This window comes from Rhizobium sp. R634 (assembly GCF_002211305.1).
Classification (GTDB): domain Bacteria; phylum Pseudomonadota; class Alphaproteobacteria; order Rhizobiales; family Rhizobiaceae; genus Rhizobium.
In genome coordinates this window covers 1-17,175 of record NZ_LOKW01000018.1, presented here as the reverse complement: position 1 = coordinate 17,175, position 17,175 = coordinate 1, and the positions used below count along the sequence as shown (strand labels likewise).

The 17,175-nt window shown below is 64.3% G+C and carries 17 protein-coding genes, 2 pseudogenes and 1 riboswitch; of the genes and pseudogenes, 8 read left to right on the top strand and 11 right to left on the bottom strand.

Features of this window, described 5'->3' with window-relative positions:
• Window positions 1–482: 482 nt before the first annotated feature.
• Entirely contained in the window at window positions 483–1,763 is a 1,281-nt protein-coding gene (blh, locus tag ATY77_RS17885) for a bifunctional sulfur transferase/dioxygenase Blh (RefSeq protein ID WP_088688407.1), read from the top strand.
• Window positions 1,764–1,963: 200 nt separating this feature from the next.
• Here blh and ATY77_RS17880 read toward each other — a convergent pair whose 3' ends face one another.
• From ATY77_RS17880 to ATY77_RS17865, 4 genes are all read right to left on the bottom strand, one after another.
• The gene (locus tag ATY77_RS17880; protein WP_245314357.1) at window positions 1,964–2,212 is read right to left on the bottom strand and encodes a hypothetical protein; all 249 of its coding nucleotides are present in this window, start codon (window positions 2,210–2,212) and stop codon (window positions 1,964–1,966) included.
• A gap of 168 nt (window positions 2,213–2,380) precedes the next feature.
• Entirely contained in the window at window positions 2,381–3,172 is a 792-nt protein-coding gene (locus tag ATY77_RS17875) for a hypothetical protein (protein ID WP_088688406.1), read from the bottom strand.
• 85 nt (window positions 3,173–3,257) lie between these two features.
• A complete protein-coding gene (locus ATY77_RS17870; RefSeq protein WP_088688405.1) occupies window positions 3,258–3,641 on the bottom strand; it encodes a type II toxin-antitoxin system VapC family toxin in 384 nt (127 codons plus the stop codon).
• Complete coding sequence (locus tag ATY77_RS17865; protein ID WP_088688404.1) at window positions 3,638–3,895, bottom strand: type II toxin-antitoxin system prevent-host-death family antitoxin; 258 nt, start codon at window positions 3,893–3,895, stop codon at window positions 3,638–3,640. Before ATY77_RS17865 ends, ATY77_RS17870 begins: the two co-directional genes overlap by 4 nt.
• 156 nt (window positions 3,896–4,051) lie before the next feature.
• Window positions 4,052–4,307, top strand: a riboswitch (cobalamin riboswitch).
• A gap of 173 nt (window positions 4,308–4,480) precedes the next feature.
• On the opposite strand from ATY77_RS17865, the gene ATY77_RS17860 reads away from it, so the two are divergent.
• The 3 genes from ATY77_RS17860 to ATY77_RS17850 are packed head-to-tail and all read left to right on the top strand — an operon-like array spanning window position 4,481 to window position 7,295.
• The gene (locus ATY77_RS17860; RefSeq protein ID WP_088688403.1) at window positions 4,481–5,497 is read left to right on the top strand and encodes an ABC transporter substrate-binding protein; all 1,017 of its coding nucleotides are present in this window, start codon (window positions 4,481–4,483) and stop codon (window positions 5,495–5,497) included.
• Entirely contained in the window at window positions 5,494–6,534 is a 1,041-nt protein-coding gene (locus tag ATY77_RS17855) for an iron ABC transporter permease (RefSeq protein WP_088688402.1), read from the top strand. Before ATY77_RS17860 ends, ATY77_RS17855 begins: the two co-directional genes overlap by 4 nt.
• The gene (locus ATY77_RS17850) at window positions 6,531–7,295 is read left to right on the top strand and encodes an ABC transporter ATP-binding protein (RefSeq protein WP_088688401.1); all 765 of its coding nucleotides are present in this window, start codon (window positions 6,531–6,533) and stop codon (window positions 7,293–7,295) included. Before ATY77_RS17855 ends, ATY77_RS17850 begins: the two co-directional genes overlap by 4 nt.
• Before the next feature lie 129 nt (window positions 7,296–7,424).
• Here the strand turns inward: ATY77_RS17850 and ATY77_RS17845 are convergent, their stop codons facing one another.
• Window positions 7,425–9,203: a PAS domain-containing methyl-accepting chemotaxis protein gene (locus ATY77_RS17845; protein ID WP_088688400.1), complete on the bottom strand. Its 1,779-nt coding sequence runs from the start codon at window positions 9,201–9,203 to the stop codon at window positions 7,425–7,427.
• 476 nt (window positions 9,204–9,679) lie between these two features.
• On the opposite strand from ATY77_RS17845, the gene ATY77_RS17840 reads away from it, so the two are divergent.
• Window positions 9,680–10,246, top strand: coding sequence for a hypothetical protein (locus ATY77_RS17840; RefSeq protein WP_088688399.1), 567 nt, complete (start codon window positions 9,680–9,682; stop codon window positions 10,244–10,246).
• Between the two features lie 272 nt (window positions 10,247–10,518).
• Here ATY77_RS17840 and ATY77_RS17835 read toward each other — a convergent pair whose 3' ends face one another.
• Window positions 10,519–11,019, bottom strand: coding sequence for an SMI1/KNR4 family protein (locus ATY77_RS17835; protein WP_245314356.1), 501 nt, complete (start codon window positions 11,017–11,019; stop codon window positions 10,519–10,521).
• A complete protein-coding gene (locus ATY77_RS17830; protein WP_088688398.1) occupies window positions 11,006–11,926 on the bottom strand; it encodes a LysR family transcriptional regulator in 921 nt (306 codons plus the stop codon). Before ATY77_RS17830 ends, ATY77_RS17835 begins: the two co-directional genes overlap by 14 nt.
• Before the next feature lie 97 nt (window positions 11,927–12,023).
• On the opposite strand from ATY77_RS17830, the gene ATY77_RS17825 reads away from it, so the two are divergent.
• Window positions 12,024–12,815 (top strand): SDR family oxidoreductase, encoded by a 792-nt coding sequence (locus ATY77_RS17825; protein ID WP_088688397.1) that lies wholly within the window; start codon window positions 12,024–12,026, stop codon window positions 12,813–12,815.
• A 463-nt stretch (window positions 12,816–13,278) separates the two neighbouring features.
• Window positions 13,279–13,944 (top strand): hypothetical protein, encoded by a 666-nt coding sequence (locus ATY77_RS17820; protein ID WP_088688396.1) that lies wholly within the window; start codon window positions 13,279–13,281, stop codon window positions 13,942–13,944.
• A gap of 115 nt (window positions 13,945–14,059) precedes the next feature.
• On the opposite strand, the gene ATY77_RS17815 is transcribed toward ATY77_RS17820, so the two are convergent.
• From ATY77_RS17815 to ATY77_RS17805, 3 genes are all read right to left on the bottom strand, one after another.
• Entirely contained in the window at window positions 14,060–14,308 is a 249-nt protein-coding gene (locus tag ATY77_RS17815) for a hypothetical protein (protein WP_088673480.1), read from the bottom strand.
• A 2-nt stretch (window positions 14,309–14,310) separates the two neighbouring features.
• Entirely contained in the window at window positions 14,311–14,577 is a 267-nt protein-coding gene (locus ATY77_RS17810) for a hypothetical protein (RefSeq protein WP_088688395.1), read from the bottom strand.
• A 757-nt stretch (window positions 14,578–15,334) separates the two neighbouring features.
• On the bottom strand, window positions 15,335–15,775 hold the full coding sequence (locus ATY77_RS17805; protein ID WP_088688394.1) for a hypothetical protein: 441 nt from the start codon (window positions 15,773–15,775) through the stop codon (window positions 15,335–15,337).
• A 317-nt stretch (window positions 15,776–16,092) separates the two neighbouring features.
• Between ATY77_RS17805 and ATY77_RS17800 the strand changes: the two are divergent.
• A pseudogene (locus ATY77_RS17800) lies at window positions 16,093–16,737 on the top strand (transposase); the annotation flags it as partial.
• Here the strand turns inward: ATY77_RS17800 and ATY77_RS33210 are convergent.
• Window positions 16,734–16,978: pseudogene (locus ATY77_RS33210) on the bottom strand (IS110 family transposase); the annotation flags it as partial. The pseudogenes ATY77_RS17800 and ATY77_RS33210 sit on opposite strands and share 4 nt — an antisense overlap.
• Window positions 16,979–17,175 lie beyond the last annotated feature (197 nt).

Sequence of the window (17,175 nt, the reverse complement as noted above, 5' to 3'; positions counted from 1 at the left end):
TGACGTCGGTCGTTGACACCTATTCCTGTACGGGCGCTTTGTCGCGCGAACCCCGGGATGGCCATCCCGGGGTTCGATCCCAGCTTCTCCTGCAGTAAAGCATAGATTTGAGAGACAATTCCTGTGCTCGTCACAGGAATCCAGCCACCGCGCGTCGGCGCGGTGAATAACTCACGCCAGAAGGAAAAGTCTTCTGCGCCCAAGGACTTGGGCGCACTGGATTCCTGTGACAAGCACAGGAATGACGGAGGAGGGGGTGTGCCTCATCCTTCGAGGCCCCTGGCGGGGCACCTCAGGATGAGGCTCTCGTGAGCGTTGCCGCGGCATCCGCCAACCGACCTTATCCTGAGGTGCGCAAGCCGAAGGCTGGAGCCTCGAAGGATCGGCCGCAACGCTGCGCGCCGCCTCCTACCATTGACCTCGGGTGGATTTCCTTGACCGCGAGCCCCATCCATATGAGATTGTCCGCATAGGGGGCTTCGATGACGTCCGTGCGGGTCAATGAGCTGATATCGGTGGCGGGGCAGCCCGATGCCGCGGACTTTGCCGATTTTGCGGCGCGCGGTTTTGCCGGTGTCATCAATGCCCGGCCGGATGGCGAGGAGCCCGGGCAGCCCGGGAATGCGGCGGAAAAAGCGGCCGCTGCCGCCGCCGGTCTTTCCTACAGTTTTGTGCCGGTGAAGGGCGCCGACATTACCGAGGCCGATATCCGCGCCTTTCAGGCGGCGATGGCCGAGGCCAAGGGGCCGGTGCTTGCCCATTGCAAAAGCGGCACACGGGCGCTGACGCTTTTTGCGCTGGGCGAGGTGCTCGACGGGCGGATGAAATCAGGCGATGTCGAAGCCTTCGGCCAGAGCCACGGCTTCGATCTTGCCGGCGCCCGGCGCTTTCTCGAAAAGCGGGCAGGGCAGGCGCCTGATGTGACGGCCTTCTTCCATCCCGCCACCTCGAGCGTGCAATATGTCGTGACCGATCCGGCGACGCGGCGCTGCGCCATCATCGACCCGGTGCGCGATTTCGACGAGACCTCGGGCGCGACGGGCACGGCGAGCGCCGATGCAATCCTCGCCCATATCGCGGCCGAGCACCTCGCGCTCGAATGGATCCTCGATACCCATCCGCATGCCGATCATTTCTCCGCCGCCCATTATCTGAAAGGCCGGACCGGTGCGCCGACGGCGATCGGCGAGCATGTCACCGAGGTGCAGGCGCTGTGGAAGGACATCTATCATTTTCCGGCGCTTGAAACCGACGGCTCGCAATGGGACCGGTTGTTTGCCGACGGCGAGACCTTCAAGATCGGCGCGATGGAGGCGCGGGTGATGTTTTCGCCGGGCCATACGCTGGCTTCGATCACCTATGTCGTGGGCGACGCCGCCTTCGTGCACGACACGGTGTTCACGCCGGATTCCGGCACGGCGCGCACGGATTTCCCCGGCGGCAGCGCGGCCGCCCTCTGGCGCTCGATCCAGGCGATCCTGTCGCTGCCCGAGGAAACCCGCCTGTTTTCCGGTCACGACTACCAGCCGAACGGCCGCCACCCCCGCTGGGAAAGCACGGTCGCCGCCCAGAAACGCGACAACCCGCATATAGCAGGCAAGGACGAGGCCGGTTATGTGGCGCTCCGGCAGGCGCGCGATCGCACGCTTCCAAAACCGAAGCTGATGCTGCACGCCCTGCAGGTCAACATCCGCGGCGGGAGATTGCCGGAGCCGGAGGAGAACGGGCGGCGGTATTTGAAGATACCGTTGGATGGGTTGTAGGAACGCAGGGAGCAGCGTTGCGGCGCGTGCTTCGAGGCTCCGCCCTACGGGCTGCGCACCTCAGCATGAGGGAGGTGGGAGAATGCCGCGCCCCATAACAGTTGGCGGAATGCCGCGAGGCTCAAGAGAGCCTCATCCTGAGGTGCCCCGCAGGGGCCTCGAAGGACGGGGCGGGTGCTCCGAGATGGCGGCAGCGTCCATCACCGATACCCCATAGACCGCAGCATCATGTCCATGCCGAAGAAGCCGGCCAGAGCGACGATGCCGATCACCGCGCACAGCGTCCAGCCGACCGGCGTCAGCGTCTGCCGCTCCACGTCGCGATAGGGATAGCGATTGCCCGTCGCCAGGAAATAGACGCCGAACACCAGGCACAGCCCGACGACGACGGTGGCGCGCGGCATCCAGGCGATCATCTCGGCGCCGAGACTCGCATCATGCAGCGGCAACCAGATCGCCTGCTAGGCGATCGCGCCGGCCAGGAGCAGGCAAAAGACGCCGCCGATCCTGTATCTTGATTGCATGAAGATTTCCCGCAAAGGCCGGTGTTCTGCTGCTTGTTATAGGCATATTTTTGCAAGGAACGGTAGTGTGAATGCGGAGTCTCGCGAGCGAACCTATAGAGGATCGGGGATGTCGGCGCGGGAATCAATTCTCGTATTAGGATAAACTCGTACACATTCGAGCGCCTGGCTGTCCAACAGGTCCTGTGCCAACAATTCTGATCCTCCGACGAGCGTGAAGGTCAGATCGTAGTCGCTGCAAACAAGCCAACTGCGATCTTCAGGGAACCAATGTGTTGGCGTCAGGCGGGCGTCGGGAACTTCATCGGGGAAAGCGGCTGCCTCGGCGAGTGTCGCTCGAAATACCAGATCCTCCATAATCTCGGTTGCCAGCAACCAGAGATGAAAAAAGCAATGAGCTGGGGGCGTATGACGACGGAGAATAGAGATGAGTGCGTCGCGCTCAAGTGGCGCAAGATTTCCCTCGTCCGGCCCGATCAATCGTTTTGGCCAGCTGCCGCCAGCGAAGCGCCGGGTGAACGACCATACCGATAGGGTCGGTGCATAGGGCATGCCAAGGGCGTCGCAAAGCGCGCGCCAGCGAAGTGGGACGAGCTGAGCATCTGGCCCTGGTCCGCCATAAACCATCGTGCAATTGTTCAGGATCGTCGCCAAGGTATCTCCCGGCTTTGCTGAAGCGAATTCGTCAGCAAGCTTTGCGTGGTCTTGCCAGGAGAGTTGTGCGTCCTCGACCGTCAGATCTTCGTAAATCGGATGAAACACTTTCACGTAGGCGGGGAAGATCGGCGGGATGAGGCGCGATACCGTGCCGAGCGTCTCCGGCGTTGCCTTCGCAATGCCATTTTTGATCCATTCGATTTCGGAGAGGTCTGTGAAACGCTGCATGATTTACCGCTGTCCGAGAATAGAGTGAGGTGTCGGGACGATCATGGGATAGCAGGTATTCACGCGGTATACATCGCTTTCCCCTTCACACCACCCCCTCCACATCCGTCCTGCCAAAATCATCCCCCACGAAGAGCAGCCGGCAACCATATTCCTTCGCCACCTCGTAGGAGAAGCAGTCGCCGAAGTTCAGGCCGGCGGGGTGGGTGCCTTTGCCCCAGGTGCGGTAGGCCTCGGCGATGCGGCGGGCGGAGGCGGGGGTGACGGAGATGATTTCGAAGCCGAGGCCTTCGAGCAATTGGTCCATCTCCTCGCCGACATTGCGCCGGGCGGCGGCGATCAGGGCTTCGGCGACGGTGCCGGCGGAGATCAGCAGTTCGTCTTCGGCTTCGAGGACGGCGATGAGGGCGTCGGCTTGCGGCTCGCCGAGCAGGATTGCCATCAAGGCTGACGTATCGACGGCGATCATTCCGGCAGGCCGTCATCGCCATAGAGGAAATCCTGGCTGCGCGCGGCCGGCGGGCCGTCGGCGGCCTTGGCGGCGGCCGAAGCCCGCGCCGCCTCCAGCAGCGCCCGGCGCGACTTGCGATCGGGCGCCGGTCTGACCGGAACCAACCTGACGGCGGCATGGCCGTGGCGGGTGAGGATGACCTCGTCGCCCGCTTCGGCGCGCCGCACAAGATCGGTCAATTGCCCCTTGGCATCGGTGACGGAAACCCGCATGTCATTCTCCTGTACTCCAGGCGCAGCCTGCTTCTTTCGGCTAATTTAGACCAGTAATTGGACCATTTCAAAGGATAATTGCCGTGGCGCAGCCGTGCCGGGCTTGGCCGCAACCCGACGCCGCCCGCAATAATCATTGACGCCGGCGGCGGTGGCGACGTAACTGGGGGTGACGGTTTCCTGAGGATGACTCCGAGGGGATTAATAGGGAACACGGTGAGGACGACCCCAAGAGGGACCGAGACCGTGGCTGCCCCCGCAACTGTAAGCGGATTGTCGTTCATATCGGGAGTGCCGGCGCGCCGGCGCTTCCTGGGGCCTTGAGGCCCGGCCACTGCGAGCTATCGCGGGAAGGCGGATGAGCGGCGGATATTCGTGAGCCAGGAGACCTGCCGTCAATCACGATCCAATCAACCGGGCGGGGATGCCCGGACAAGGAGCAGACATGATTGACCTTCTGACCCTTCGCCGAACTGCGGCATGCATCCGTCTCGATTGGGCCGCCTGCGGCTAGGCTTTGCGCGCCCGCGTGCCCCTTTGGCCGCGCGGCAGAGCCTTTGCTTTTTCCTATCAATCGAGGTTTTCATGCGCCAGTTTCTCGCCACCATGACATTCGCCTTCGGGCTGATCGGCCTTGCGGCACCGGGCCTTGCCGCCACCCAATATCCGCTCACCATTAGCAATTGCGGTAAGGAGGTGACCTTCCGCAAAGCGCCGTCGAAGATCGTTTCGATCGGCCAGGGCATGACCGAAATTCTCTTCTCGCTCGGCCTTGCCGAAAAGATCGCCGGCACGGCGGTCTGGGTCGGCCCGGTGCTGCCGCAATATGCCGAGGCCAACAAGGGGATCAAGCGGCTTGCAGACAACGATCCGAGCTTCGAATCCGTCGTCGGCCAGGAGCCGGATCTGGTGGCGGCCGAGTTCGAATGGCATGTCGGCGCGCAGGGTTCCGTCGGCAAGCGCGAGCAGTTCGAGGATCTCGGCATCAACACCTATCTCTCGCCGGCCGATTGCGTCGCCAAGGTCAATGCCGATGGCGGCGACGGGGTGCGCAAGGAGCTGTTCACGATGGAGCTGATCTATCGGGAAATCGCCGAGCTCTCCGAGATCTTCGACGTGAAGGAGCGCGGCGATGCGCTGATCACTGAATTGAAGAAGCGCGAGGCCGATGCCGTGGCTTCGATATCGGGCGCGGCGGGCAAGAACCTGCCCGTCGTCTTCTGGTTCTCCAGCAAGGAGGTCAATGGCGACGCCTTCATCGCCGGCAAGAACGGCGCGCCGGCCTATATCCTGAAGGCGATCGGCGCGAGGAACGTCGTGACCACCGAAGAGGAATGGCCGCTGGTCGGCTGGGAAACCATTTCCGAGGCGAACCCCGCCGTCATCGTGCTCGCTACCATGGACCGGCGCCGTTATGCCGCCGACGATCCCGCGGTGAAGATCGATTTCCTTAATAAGGATCCCGTCACCAGGGAGTTGGATGCGGTCAAGAACCGGCGCTTCGTGATGATGGATGCGCAATCGATGAACCCGACGATCCGCACGATCGACGGCATCGAGACATTGGCGAAGGGCATCAAGTCCTTCGGCCTGACCCAGTGACGGCAGCTTCGGCCAGGCAGCCGGGATGGTGGGCGCTTGCCGCGCTCACCCTTGCCGCCGTCCTTGTTCTCGGGCTGATGATCAGCCTTGCCGTTTCGATCGGCGAGATCGCGATACCGCTCACGACCACGGCGAAGGCGGTGTCGAACCGGCTGTTCGGCACGGCGTTCGAGCTCAGCCGCATCCACCAGGGCATCGTCTGGGATTACCGCCTCAGCCGGGCGCTGGTTGCGGCGAGCGCCGGCGCCTCGCTGTCGCTGTCGGGCGCCATCCTGCAGGCGCTGCTGCGCAATCCGCTGGCCGAACCCTATGTGCTCGGTATTTCCGCCGGGGCTTCGACGGGCGCGGTCTCGGTGATGATCCTCGGTTTCGGCTATGGCGTTCTCGGGCTTTCGAGCGGCGCCTTTCTCGGCGCCGTCGTCGCTTTCCTGCTGGTCGGCTTTCTCGCCACCGGGTCGGGCGGCACCGGCGAGCGCATCATCCTGTGCGGAGTGGCCGGCTCGCAGCTCTTCAATGCGCTCACCTCCTATATCGTCACGACCTCGGCCAATGCCGAGCAGGCGCGCGGCGTGCTGTTCTGGCTGCTGGGCTCGCTCAGCGGCGTGCGCTGGCCGGATGTCTATCTCTCGGTGCCGATCGCGCTTGCCGGGTTCCTCATCTGCATGGCGCATGTCCGGGCGCTCGACGCCTTCGCCTTCGGCACGGATGCGGCCGCCTCGCTCGGCATTGCGGTGCGCCGCGTCCAGATCCTGCTCTTTGGCCTGACGGCGGCGATGACGGCGAGCGTCGTCAGCATGGTGGGCTCGATTGGCTTCGTCGGTCTCGTCATCCCGCATGCCGCCCGCTTCCTCGTCGGGCCGGGGCATCGGCGGCTGCTGCCGGCAACGGCGCTCGGCGGCGCGATCTACATGGTCGGCGCCGACATCGTCTCGCGCATCATCATCCCGCAGCAGGTGCTGCCGATCGGCGTCGTCACCGCGCTCTTCGGGGCGCCGGCCTTCGCCGTCATCCTCTATCGCGTGCGGAGGAGCGCATGAGCATCACGATCGACGCGGTGAGTTTTGCCGCCGGCGACGCGGTCATCGTCAACGGCGTCAGCCTGACGGTCGAAAAGGGCAAGGTGCTCGGCCTGCTCGGGCCGAACGGCTCCGGCAAATCGAGCCTGCTCAGGCTGATCTGCCGGCTGCGCAAGGTCCGCAGCGGCGTCATCCGGCTTGGTGAGGAGGATATCGCCTCGCTGTCGCGCGCTGCCCTTGCGCGGCGCATCGCCTTCGTCGAGCAGCAGTCGACGACCGAGACGCAGCTGACCGTGCGCGACGTGGTGCGGCTCGGCCGCACGCCGCATCGCGGGCTGCTTGCGCCCTGGGGTGCCGAGGACGATGCCGCCGTCGAGGAGGCGCTTGTCAGCGTCGGCATGCAGGCGAGGGCGGGCCAGCTCTGGCAGACGCTGTCGGGCGGCGAGCGCCAGCGCGTGCATATCGCCCGGTCGCTGGCGCAGGCGCCGAGTGAATTGCTGCTCGACGAGCCGACCAACCATCTTGATATCCAGCACCAGCTCGACATTCTCGCGCTGATCTCCAGGCTCGGAATCACCGCGATCGTGGCGCTGCACGATCTCAATCTGGCGGCGATGTTCTGCGACAGCCTGGCGGTACTGGAGAAGGGCGCGGTGGTGGCGGCCGGCGCGCCGGAAGCGGTGCTGACGGAGGATCTGATCGCACGGGTGTTCGGCGTGCGCGCCCATGTGCAGAAATCGGCCGTGCACGGCCGGCATCACATCCAGTACCGGATGGATTGACCGCGGCTAGAACAGGATGATTTTAGGCCCGTTCGGCCTAAAATCTGAATCCTGTTCTAAATTAAAGAGTTAGAGCATGATGTCGCCCGAAAACCGCCTACACTTTTCGGCATCATGCTCCAGCCGCGATCAGAAATCCTCCCAGCCCGCTTCCGCGACGGCGGCCGAGCCGTGGGATTTTGCCGGGCGGGGGCGGTGGAGCTGGGCGGGCTTCGGCGCCGGTTGACGGGCCGGGGCGAGCGTTGCGACATTCGCCGCTCTCGGCGCGTCGTCGAAGCGGAACTGGCTCAGCAGTTCGAAGAGGGCGGCCGCCTCGTGGGCGAGGCTGTGGCTTGCCGCCGTCTGTTCCTCGACCATGGCGGCATTTTGCTGGGTGCTCTGATCGACGGAGTTGACGGCATTGTTGACTTCGGCGAGCGCTGTGGACTGCTCGCGCGAGGCTTTGACGATCGCGACCACGTTGTTGTTGATGTGGTGGAACTGTTCGGCGATCTCCTCGAGCGCGCTGCCGGTCTTGCTGACGAGGGTGACGCCGGTGGCGACATGGCCGCTCGATGCGGTGATCAGCGCCTTGATTTCCTTGGCGGCGTCGGCGGAGCGCTGGGCGAGTTCGCGCACTTCCATGGCAACGACGGCAAAACCCTTGCCGGCCTCGCCGGCACGCGCCGCCTCGATGCCGGCGTTCAGCGCCAGCAGGTTGGTCTGGAAGGCGATCTCGTCGATGACGCCGATGATATTGGAGATCTCGCGCGAGGAATTTTCGATCTGGTCCATCGCCGCGATCGCGTCCTTCACCACCTTGGCGGAATGCTCGGCATGGGCCTTGGTGTGGGTCACCAGCTCACCGGCCTCGCCGGCGCGCTTGCTGGCGTCCTTGACCGTAGTGGTGATCTCTTCCAGGGTCGCGGCCGTCTCTTCGACGGAGGCCGCCTGCTGCTCGGTGCGCTTGGCCAGATCGTCGGCGGCGCTGCCGATCTCCTCCGAGCTCGCGGAGATCGCCTTGGCATTGTCGGCGACGGTCGCCATGGCGTGCTTCAGCTTGTCGGAGGCGCTGTTGAAATCGGTGCGCAGCCGCTCCAGCGACGGAATGAAGGGAGAGGCGATCTTCTGCGAGAGGTCGCCGTTCGAAAGATTCGTCAGGCAGGTCGCCAGCGCCTCGACGTTTTCGACGCGCGGCGTCACGTCGGTCGCGAATTTCACGACCTTGAAGACCTTGCCGTTCATGTCGAAGATCGGATTGTACGAGGCCTGGATGAAGACCTTGCGGCCGCCCTTGCCGATGCGCATGAATTCGTCGGCGAAGAGCTGGCCGGCGGCAAGCTTCGGCCAGAAGCTCTTATAGTCCGCCGATGCGGCATAGGCCGGCTCGCAGAACATCGAATGGTGCCTGCCCTTGATTTCCGCCGGCGAATAGCCGAGGGCGGCCAGGAAATTCTCGTTGGCGGCCAGGATCTCGCCCTCGGGGGTGAACTCGATGATCGCCTGGGCGCGCGAGAGCGCCTCCAGCTTGCCGGCATCTTCGGCGGCGACCAGCTTCTGGCGGGTGATGTCGGTGGCGATCTTGATCACCTTGACCGGCTTGCCGCGGCGCATGACCGGATTGTAGGAGGCCTCGATCCAGACTTCGCGCCCGCCTTTGCCGATCCGCTTGTACTGCTGCTGATCGAAATTGCCGGCGGCGAGCTTCGCCCAGAAGGCCCTGTATTCGGCCGAGGCGGCATAGTCCTTCTCGACGAACATGCTGTGATGCTGGCCGACGATTTCGGAGAGGCTGTAACCCATCGCGCGGCAGAAATTCTCGTTGGCCGTCAGAATCCTGCCCGTCAGGTCGAATTCGATCATCGCCTGGGATTTCGCGAGCGACTCCAGAACCGCAACAGCATTCGCACCACGACCAAGAATATCCACGCCAAGCCCCCAGGTTAAGAAGAGGTAATCTCTCCACATTGGGCGAATATTCGCATTCACTGATTAATTCGGATTTAACGATAATTTTTAGTTGTCGCATGGCGGCGGCGAGCGCGGCTTTCAAGCCACCGGCCTTGCGGTGCTGCTTTATCCATTTGTTTTTGTTTGATTTTCTGTAAAAACTGCTGCGCTTATGCTCTGCGGCCGGTGCGGGGATCAACCGCCAGGTAGACGGGCCGAGAGAGCCTCATCCTGAGGCGCGTAGCCCGCAGGGCGAAGCCTCGAAGGACGAGGCGGGTGTTGTGGCGGGGCGGCAGGAGCGATGTCGATGAGGATCCTTCGAGGCTCCGGCCTTTGGCCTGCACGCCTGAGGATGCGGTGAGGTTGAGGATGACGCAGATCACTGGCCTTTGCGCGTGGTTTTGCTATCATTTCCATCGGCGCCTGCGCGCGCCGTGCCGAACGGAGTATTCGAGATGCTCGCACGAGATCAGCTTCCCCTGCGCCCAATTGCCGCCGGTTTTGCCGCCCTCTGGGTGGCCGTCATTGCGGGCGCGAGCGTCGGGCTCAGCCTGCTTTTTGCCTGTGTGACGCCTTTCGTGGCGCTGGCGGCGGTCTCCGCGGTGGTGCTTCCCCGGCGGATGGCGGTGACAGCGGTTCTGCTCGCCTGGCTCGCCAACCAGTCGGTCGGCTATCTCGTGCTCGGCTATCCCCAGACGTGGGACAGCTATGCCTGGGGTCTTGCCATCGGCATCGCGGCCTTCGCCGCGCTTGCCGCAGCCCTTGCGGCGCTACGCCTGACGGCCGATCTCACCCTGACCATGGCCGGCGCGTTTCTGGCCGGTTTCGTCGCCTATGAAGGCGTGCTCTATGCCGCAACGGCGGTGCTGCCATCAGGCGAGGGCGCCTTTTCGCTCTCCGTCGTCGCGGAGGTGCTGGCAATCAATGCGCTGGCGGCGGCCGGGCTGATCTGCCTCCACGCCGCCGCAGCTGTGGGCCGCGGGTTTGTGGTGGGCGGCCGGATGGTGGGGCAGGTGCGGTAGAAGCAGGGCGAAGCCTCGAAGGACGAGGCGGGTGTTGCGGGGGGTAAATGGCAATGCATGGTGTGCCGTGTGGCCCCCTCATCCGACCCTTCGGGCCACCTTCTCCCCGCTGGGGAGAAGAGGAGGCAAGCCGTAGGCTTCGCGTCCAATAGGATGCCTTCGAGAAGGGCGAGACGTCGCCACGATTCCGCTTCTCCCCAGCGGGGAGAAGATGCCGGCAGGCAGATGAGGGGGCCACACGGCACGCCCTTCATTGCTCTTCAGCACAATCCCTACCACCCGTCCCCCGCCTCGATCGCCGCGATGAACGCATCGAAATTCCCGCCCAGCACCCGCACCTCATCCTGCCATGGGCCTGAAAAGACGAAGGGGATGGCGATGTAGTTGCCGGCGATGATGCCGTAGGCGGTGGGGCCGCCGTTGGAGCCGATGAGGAAGCGGTCGGGCTGGAGGGCGAAGATTTCGTAGCCGTCGGCCATGGCGAGGTCTTCGACGCTCCAGAGGATCAGGTACCCCTGGCCGAGATCGTCGTTGAAGCCGTTCGAGGTGCGCAGGAATGCCTTGTAGTCCTCGGGCAGCGCGATGCCGAGCGAGGCCTCGCGCGCCGCGATCTCGGCGGGGTCGGCGCCCGGCAGCTGAAATCCGTGCCGCAGTTTTTCGAACATCGAAGACCCCTCGATCGCATGGGCCGGCTGGCCGGCAACAGGAGGATAGGGCGCCGGGCCGCGCCGGCAACGGTCGCTGCCGCCTTCCGCGCCGTCAGCCTTGCGCATGCAACAGCGGCGAGGCCTTCAGCGTTTCGGCCATATGGTCGATGAAGGCGCGGACGCGGTGGGGAACGGGGCCGCCGGGCACGTGGATGGCGTGGACCATTTCCAGGTCGCCGGGATTGCAATCCTCCAGCAGGGCGACGAGCTTGCCCTCGGCGATTTCGGCGGCGACGTGGAAGAGGCCGAGGCGGGCGATGCCGGCGCCGGCGAGCGCCGTCTGCTTCATCGTCTCGCCATTGTTGACGACAAGGCTTCCGGTCACGGGCTGTTCGACATCGCGGCCCTCGCAGCGGAAGGGCCAGGAAGGCCGGGCGCGACGGAAGCTGAAGGTCAGGCAGTCGTGGCGTTCGAGATCGGCAGGCGTTTCGGGCCGCCCCTTGCGGGCGAGATAGGCGGGCGAAGCGCAGACGACGCGTCTGGACTGGCCGAGCTTGCGGGCGATCAGGCCGCTGTCCGGCAGGTTGCCCATGCGGATCGCCACATCGGTCTTTTCGGCGACGAGGTCGACAATGCCGTCGCTGAGGCTGAGATCGACGACGAGATCCGGGTTGCGGGCGACGAAACCCGGCATGGCGGGCACGACGAACATGGTGCCGAGCGGCACGGTGACGCTGACGCGCAGCCGGCCGCGCACGGCGCCGCCGGCCGCTTGCTGATCGGCATCGTTCATCTCCTGCAGGATGCGCAGCGCGGCATGGTGATAGGCTTCGCCTTCCTCGGTCAGCGTCAGCGCCCGGGTGGTGCGCAGCAGAAGCCGCACACCGAGCCGCTTTTCCAGCCGGGCGATCAGCTTGCTGACGGCGGATGGTGTCAGATCGAGGCTGCGGGCGGCGGCGGAAAAGCCGCCCTCCTGCACGACGCGGGTGAAGACCTCCATCTCGCCGGAGCGCTCCATCAGAATACGCGGCATTGATGATCCTCATTCACAGGTGCTTGTCTTTTCCAGGCAATAGTCTGGCTGCGGTTCAGATCATAGATTGGTGCCAGAGACAATCTGGAGATCCGTCATGGACCTGAAACTGACTGAGAAGACCGCACTCGTGACCGGCGGCACGGCCGGGATCGGCCTCGAAATCGCCCGCGCGCTCGCCCATGAAGGTGCCGATGTCCTCATCACCGGCCGCGACCAGAGCAAGCTCGACGCCGCCATTGCCGATATCAAGGCCTCGGGCGGGGGCAAGGTGCGCGGCATCGTCGCCGATGCCGGCAGCAGCGACGGTGCTGCCGATATCGCCAGGGCGGCACCTTTGGTCGATATCCTCGTCAACAATCTCGGCATCTACGAGAGCAAGGCCTTCGGCGATATCAGCGACGAAGACTGGAGCCGCCTCTTCGACGTCAACGTGATGAGCGGCGTGCGCCTGTCGCGCGCCTATCTGCCCGGCATGCTGGAGCGCAACTGGGGCCGGATCATCTTCATTTCAAGCGAATCCGCCATCGCCATCCCGCAGGATATGATCCACTACGCCACGACGAAGACGGCGCAGCTTTCGATCTCGCGCGGCCTGGCGCAGCTGACGCGCGGCACCAATGTCACCGTCAATTCGGTGCTGCCGGGCCCGACCCGCTCGGAGGGCATCGAGGCGTTCCTGCGCAGCCAGGCGGCTGATCCTTCCGCGCCGATCAAGACGATCGAGGCCGAATTCTTTGCCACCGCGCGCTCCTCCTCCATCCTGCAGCGGATGATCGAGGCGCAGGAGATCGCCGACCTCGTCACCTATCTCGCAAGCCCGCGCTCGGCGGCGACGAACGGGGCGGCGCTGAGGGCCGAGGGAGGTCTCGTCAATTCGATTGCCTGAGGGCGGCGAGATATCCGGCATGCTGCTCACGGTGATCGCCAAATCGTGACTGTTCGGTTCATTTCGGAAGCTGCCCCTCACCCTAACCCTCTCCCCGCAAACGGGGCGAGGGGACGTGCCCCGCGAGAAGCTGGAGGGAGATGGAGAGGCTGGGCATGTTCCCTTCTCCCCGCGAGCGGGGGTCCGCAGGACGGGTCGAGACCCGTGGCTCGACCCCGGTAGTGGCGGCAGCCGGATGAGGGGCAGGCCTCGCCGATCTCCTGGGCCGGGATGTAGAGCAGGTATCGACCTCCTGTTCGTATCCAGGCCAATGAAAAACGCCGCGGCGCTTCCGTTTTCACAGGATGCCGACGGGAGCGAGGCCGGACCAAAGGCCGCGCGGCGCCCGGACCTTCGACCGATGTGCCGAGGGCGACACTCCTTTAGGGTCAATCGTGGAATCGATGGCAATCAGGAGACAGTCATGCGTATCGCAACAATCGCAACAATGGTGGCCTTTTCATTCGCAGTCGCGGCCAGCCCGCTGGCATCCATGGGAAGCAGCGCAGTCGCTTTCGCCAAGGGCGGAGAAGGCGGCGGTAACGGAGGAGGCAATGGTGGCGGCAACGGCGGTGGCAATGGCGGCGGCAATTCCGGCCATGGCAGCGGCAATTCCGGCCACGGCAGCAGCAATTCCGGCAAGGGTTCGGGCAGCCTGAAGTCATCCTCCGGCAGCAAGAAATCCGACACGGCGCGCGGCAACGGCAAATCGACCGATGCCAAGACGAAGACCGTCAGCACGCGGGAAAAGAACCTCGCCGCCCAGATGGCCGGCCTGAATTCGCTGAAGCGCAACTACCGGGCGCTGATGAACACCTCCGATCCGCGCATGACGGCGATCCGCGCCTATGCGACCGCCTATGCCCAGTATGAGCTGGACAATGGTATCGAGCCGGCGGCCGACGACCCGCTGCTCGGCGACGCAGCGCTCGAGGCGGCGCTGGAATCGGCCAGCAAGACCGGCACGGTCAGCCCCGCCGTTCTCGCCGAGGCAAAGAGCATTCTCGGCGTCGGCGAAGAGGTCGGCAAGATCGACCAGATCCGCGACTCGCTCGAGGATCAGGCCATTGACGACGATATCGCCGAATAAAGAGCGCTATCGCCTGGTCGGGCCGTTCCGCCGGCCGCGCAACACGTCCAGGTAAAGGCGAGCGGGCCGGCGATCGTTTCGCCGGCCTTTCCCCGTTTTGGCCGGCCACGTTGCTTCAGGCCGCCAGAAAATGATCGTGGCTTTCCTCGATGTGCCGTTCGATCAGCTCGTATTCGGCATCGGTAAGATCGACGGTCGCGCCGCCGAGGAGGGCGGTCAGCCGCTCGACCTCGCCGCCGGAGGCGGGTGCGCAGAATTCGGGCGGCGCGTGGCGGTTGCCGGGATGATAGGGCGTCAGCGAATATTCGATCAGCAGATCGACCTCGTCTTCGCCGCGCGTCAGCGTGAAGCGCGTTTCGAACATGATCAGAAGCCGATCGCCTCGATGCCCGCGGCAAGCTCCGCCTCCAGCGCCTCGTCCTCGCCGTCCTCATCACTTGCCGGCCGGCTGAACTCCTCGTTCATAACAGCGGCGATGCGATCCAGCCCCCGCCTGCGCCCCGCCGGCGCAAAGATGACGACCATGACCCCGTCGGCCTCCATATCGAGCGACAGATACCCCTTGCCATGGCCGCCGGAGACGCTGGCCTTGAAGGCGGTGTTGTCGGTGAAAAGCGAGACCTGTCCGCGCATGGTGTGATCCTGGGTTGGTCTGGTGTGATTATCGCAACGGTATGAGCGGGCGGAGGTGGTGGCCGGTGAGGGCGGCTAGGTTGGATTGATGGTGCTGTCAGTCGTGGTGACGACGCGACGATGGTGTCGATTTAACGGGGCAATGGTTGTGATGTTGAATCGCGACGTCTCGGGGTGATTTAGGAGAGTTCGTTATCAGTCTTCGGACTGGGCTTGTTGCGCTCTTTGCAAAGTGAGCAGCAATGAGACTTGTGCCGTGTGGCCCCCTCATCTGCCTGCCGGCATCTTCTCCCCGATGGGGAGAAGCGGACTCGTGGCGACGTTTCGCCCTTCTCGAACGCATCTTGGTGGATGCCAAGCCTACGGCTTGCTCCCCTATTCTCCCCAGCGGGGAGAAGGTGGCCCGAAGGGTCGGATGAGGGGGTCATACGGCACACCTTCCATTGCCTTTCGCTTCGCCCTGAGCCGCAAGCGAAAGGCACATGCCCCCGATCCTCAACCCTTCCGTCTCTTCCGCGTCGTCGGCCGCTCATCTGCCTGCCGGCATCTTCTCCCCGCTGGGGAGAGGCGGACTCGTGGCGACGTTTCGCCCTTCTCGAACGCATCTTGGTGGATGCCAAGCCTACGGCTTGCTCCCCTCTTCTCCCCAGCGGGGAGAAGGTGGCCCGAAGGGTCGGATGAGGGGGCCACACGGCACACCTTCCGTTGTCTTTCGCTTCGCCTTGAGCGCGAAGCGAAAGCCACATGCCCCCGATCTTCAACCCTTCCGTCTCTTTCGCGTCGTCGGCCGTTGCGCCAGACCGGCAGCGCGGATTTCGGAGATGCTGACGGGATCGTCGTCGAGGTAATATTCGCTGGCCCAGGCGATCCTGCCGCCGCGCCAGGCGCGCCGCCACGTCACCATCTTCAGTCGGCCGAGCGGCGTGTCGAGGCCGGCGACCGCATCGCATTCGGGGCCGATGCTGCCGGGGGAATATTGGTCGTTCCAGGCGGCGCGGGCGCTCCTCTGCAGTGTTCCCAGGTAATCGATGCGCTCAAGGCTTGCGACATGCGGCGCGCTGTCGGAGCGCAGGGCCTTGATGGCGGCGACGATGCGGAAGGCCTGCTCGCCCGGCGCCTCCTCGCCGATCGTCTCCTCGATCGCGCGCAGCGCATCGGCAATGGCGGCTTCGCGGGCGAGGGCGGTGGTGAGGTTCATGGTGATAGGCCTGTTGTACGATGTTGCTTAAATCACAATTTTGTAGCATGGCGGGGAGCCCGTTGCAAACGTGTTTTAGGGTCGCGGCACGCGGGCCGCACCGATCGGCCCTCATCCTGAGGCGCGCAGGCATAGGCCGGAGCCTCGAAGGACGAGGGCGGGTGGCTGGGCGCTTATTCGCTAGACCCGTTGGGGGAGAAGGCGCGGTGGCCGACCTCGTCCTTCGGGGCCCCTGCGGGGCACCTCAGAGCCTGTGAATGTTTGGTGGCGGCGGCGATTGTATTGTGATTCTGTTGGGTGGTTGATTTGCTTGGGGGCTGATGGTGGGCGACGAGCTGTTCGAAGGATTGCCGGCATATGGATCGCGGCGCAGTGTTCAGGTGGGGGGCGGGGCGGCGCGGATGCGCGAGCCGGTGCGCAATCAGATCGAGTTGCGTGCCGTGGATATCGACAGCTTGATCGGCCAGGATCACCCGGTGCGCGTTATTTGGAGCTATGTCGAGGGACTGGATCTGAGCGCGCTCGAAGATCGGATCAAGGCGCGTGAGCACAGGCCGGGCCATCCGCCGATTTCGCCACGGCTTTTGCTGGCGCTATGGTTTTATGCCAGCAGCGACGGCGTCGGCAGCGCGCGGGCGCTGGAACGGCTGTGCGGGAGCCACGACGTCTATCGCTGGCTGTGCGGCGGTGTCTCGGTGAACTATCACACGCTTTCGGATTTTCGGGTTGGCTGCGCCGATCTGCTCGACCGGCTGCTTTGCGAGCATCTGGCGGCGCTTGCCGATGCCGACCTCGTCACCCTCGACAGTCTGGCGCAGGATGGCGTGCGGGTCCGGGCGAGCGCGGGTGCCGCCTCGTTCGGCCGCAAGGCAATGCTTGATCGGCATCTTTCCAATGCCGAGGCCATTGTGGATCAGCTCAAGCGCGAGGTCGATGCGCGTTCGGATGCCAGCACTCGGCGCACATGGCGCGGATTGGCAAGCGCGCAGGCGATCCCAACTCCCACAACAACAGGAAGGCCGTCCGCTCATAGCCGCCCGACGCCTCCATGACGACGAGCTCGACATTCTCGGCCCGGCAAAGATCGGCCAGCGCGCCGATGCCGGTGGCGTCATTGCGGAAACGTTCAAACGTCCCGGACGGGCGGATATGCGCATCCAGCCAGTCCTTCGAAACATCCACTCCACATATAACTCTGTTCACGGTAACCTGCCTTGTGCGTGCGATTGGAGCCAAGCGACTATTCGGTCGTACGTGACGATGACGAAGATCCCAGGCTCATTCACGGTTGTAACCGGAGGGAGGGCGGGCGACTTCGTCACGCCTCTGGCCGGGTGGCCACCCGGCCAGAGGCGCAATCGCTTCCATCGCACAAAATCTCTAACGTGCAGATACAAGGG

Coding starts and splice junctions, on each gene's coding strand:
- ATY77_RS17835 (WP_245314356.1), bottom strand. CDS start 11,019: ATGCGCAAGGCTGACGGCGCGGAAGGCGGCAGCGACCGTTGCCGGCGC.
- blh (WP_088688407.1), top strand. CDS start 483: ATGACGTCCGTGCGGGTCAATGAGCTGATATCGGTGGCGGGGCAGCCC.
- ATY77_RS17825 (WP_088688397.1), top strand. CDS start 12,024: ATGGACCTGAAACTGACTGAGAAGACCGCACTCGTGACCGGCGGCACG.
- ATY77_RS17830 (WP_088688398.1), bottom strand. CDS start 11,926: ATGCCGCGTATTCTGATGGAGCGCTCCGGCGAGATGGAGGTCTTCACC.
- ATY77_RS17865 (WP_088688404.1), bottom strand. CDS start 3,895: ATGCGGGTTTCCGTCACCGATGCCAAGGGGCAATTGACCGATCTTGTG.
- ATY77_RS17840 (WP_088688399.1), top strand. CDS start 9,680: ATGCTCGCACGAGATCAGCTTCCCCTGCGCCCAATTGCCGCCGGTTTT.
- ATY77_RS17875 (WP_088688406.1), bottom strand. CDS start 3,172: ATGCAGCGTTTCACAGACCTCTCCGAAATCGAATGGATCAAAAATGGC.
- ATY77_RS17810 (WP_088688395.1), bottom strand. CDS start 14,577: ATGCGCGGACAGGTCTCGCTTTTCACCGACAACACCGCCTTCAAGGCC.
- ATY77_RS17860 (WP_088688403.1), top strand. CDS start 4,481: ATGCGCCAGTTTCTCGCCACCATGACATTCGCCTTCGGGCTGATCGGC.
- ATY77_RS17870 (WP_088688405.1), bottom strand. CDS start 3,641: ATGATCGCCGTCGATACGTCAGCCTTGATGGCAATCCTGCTCGGCGAG.
- ATY77_RS17820 (WP_088688396.1), top strand. CDS start 13,279: ATGCGTATCGCAACAATCGCAACAATGGTGGCCTTTTCATTCGCAGTC.
- ATY77_RS17805 (WP_088688394.1), bottom strand. CDS start 15,775: ATGAACCTCACCACCGCCCTCGCCCGCGAAGCCGCCATTGCCGATGCG.
- ATY77_RS17850 (WP_088688401.1), top strand. CDS start 6,531: ATGAGCATCACGATCGACGCGGTGAGTTTTGCCGCCGGCGACGCGGTC.
- ATY77_RS17815 (WP_088673480.1), bottom strand. CDS start 14,308: ATGTTCGAAACGCGCTTCACGCTGACGCGCGGCGAAGACGAGGTCGAT.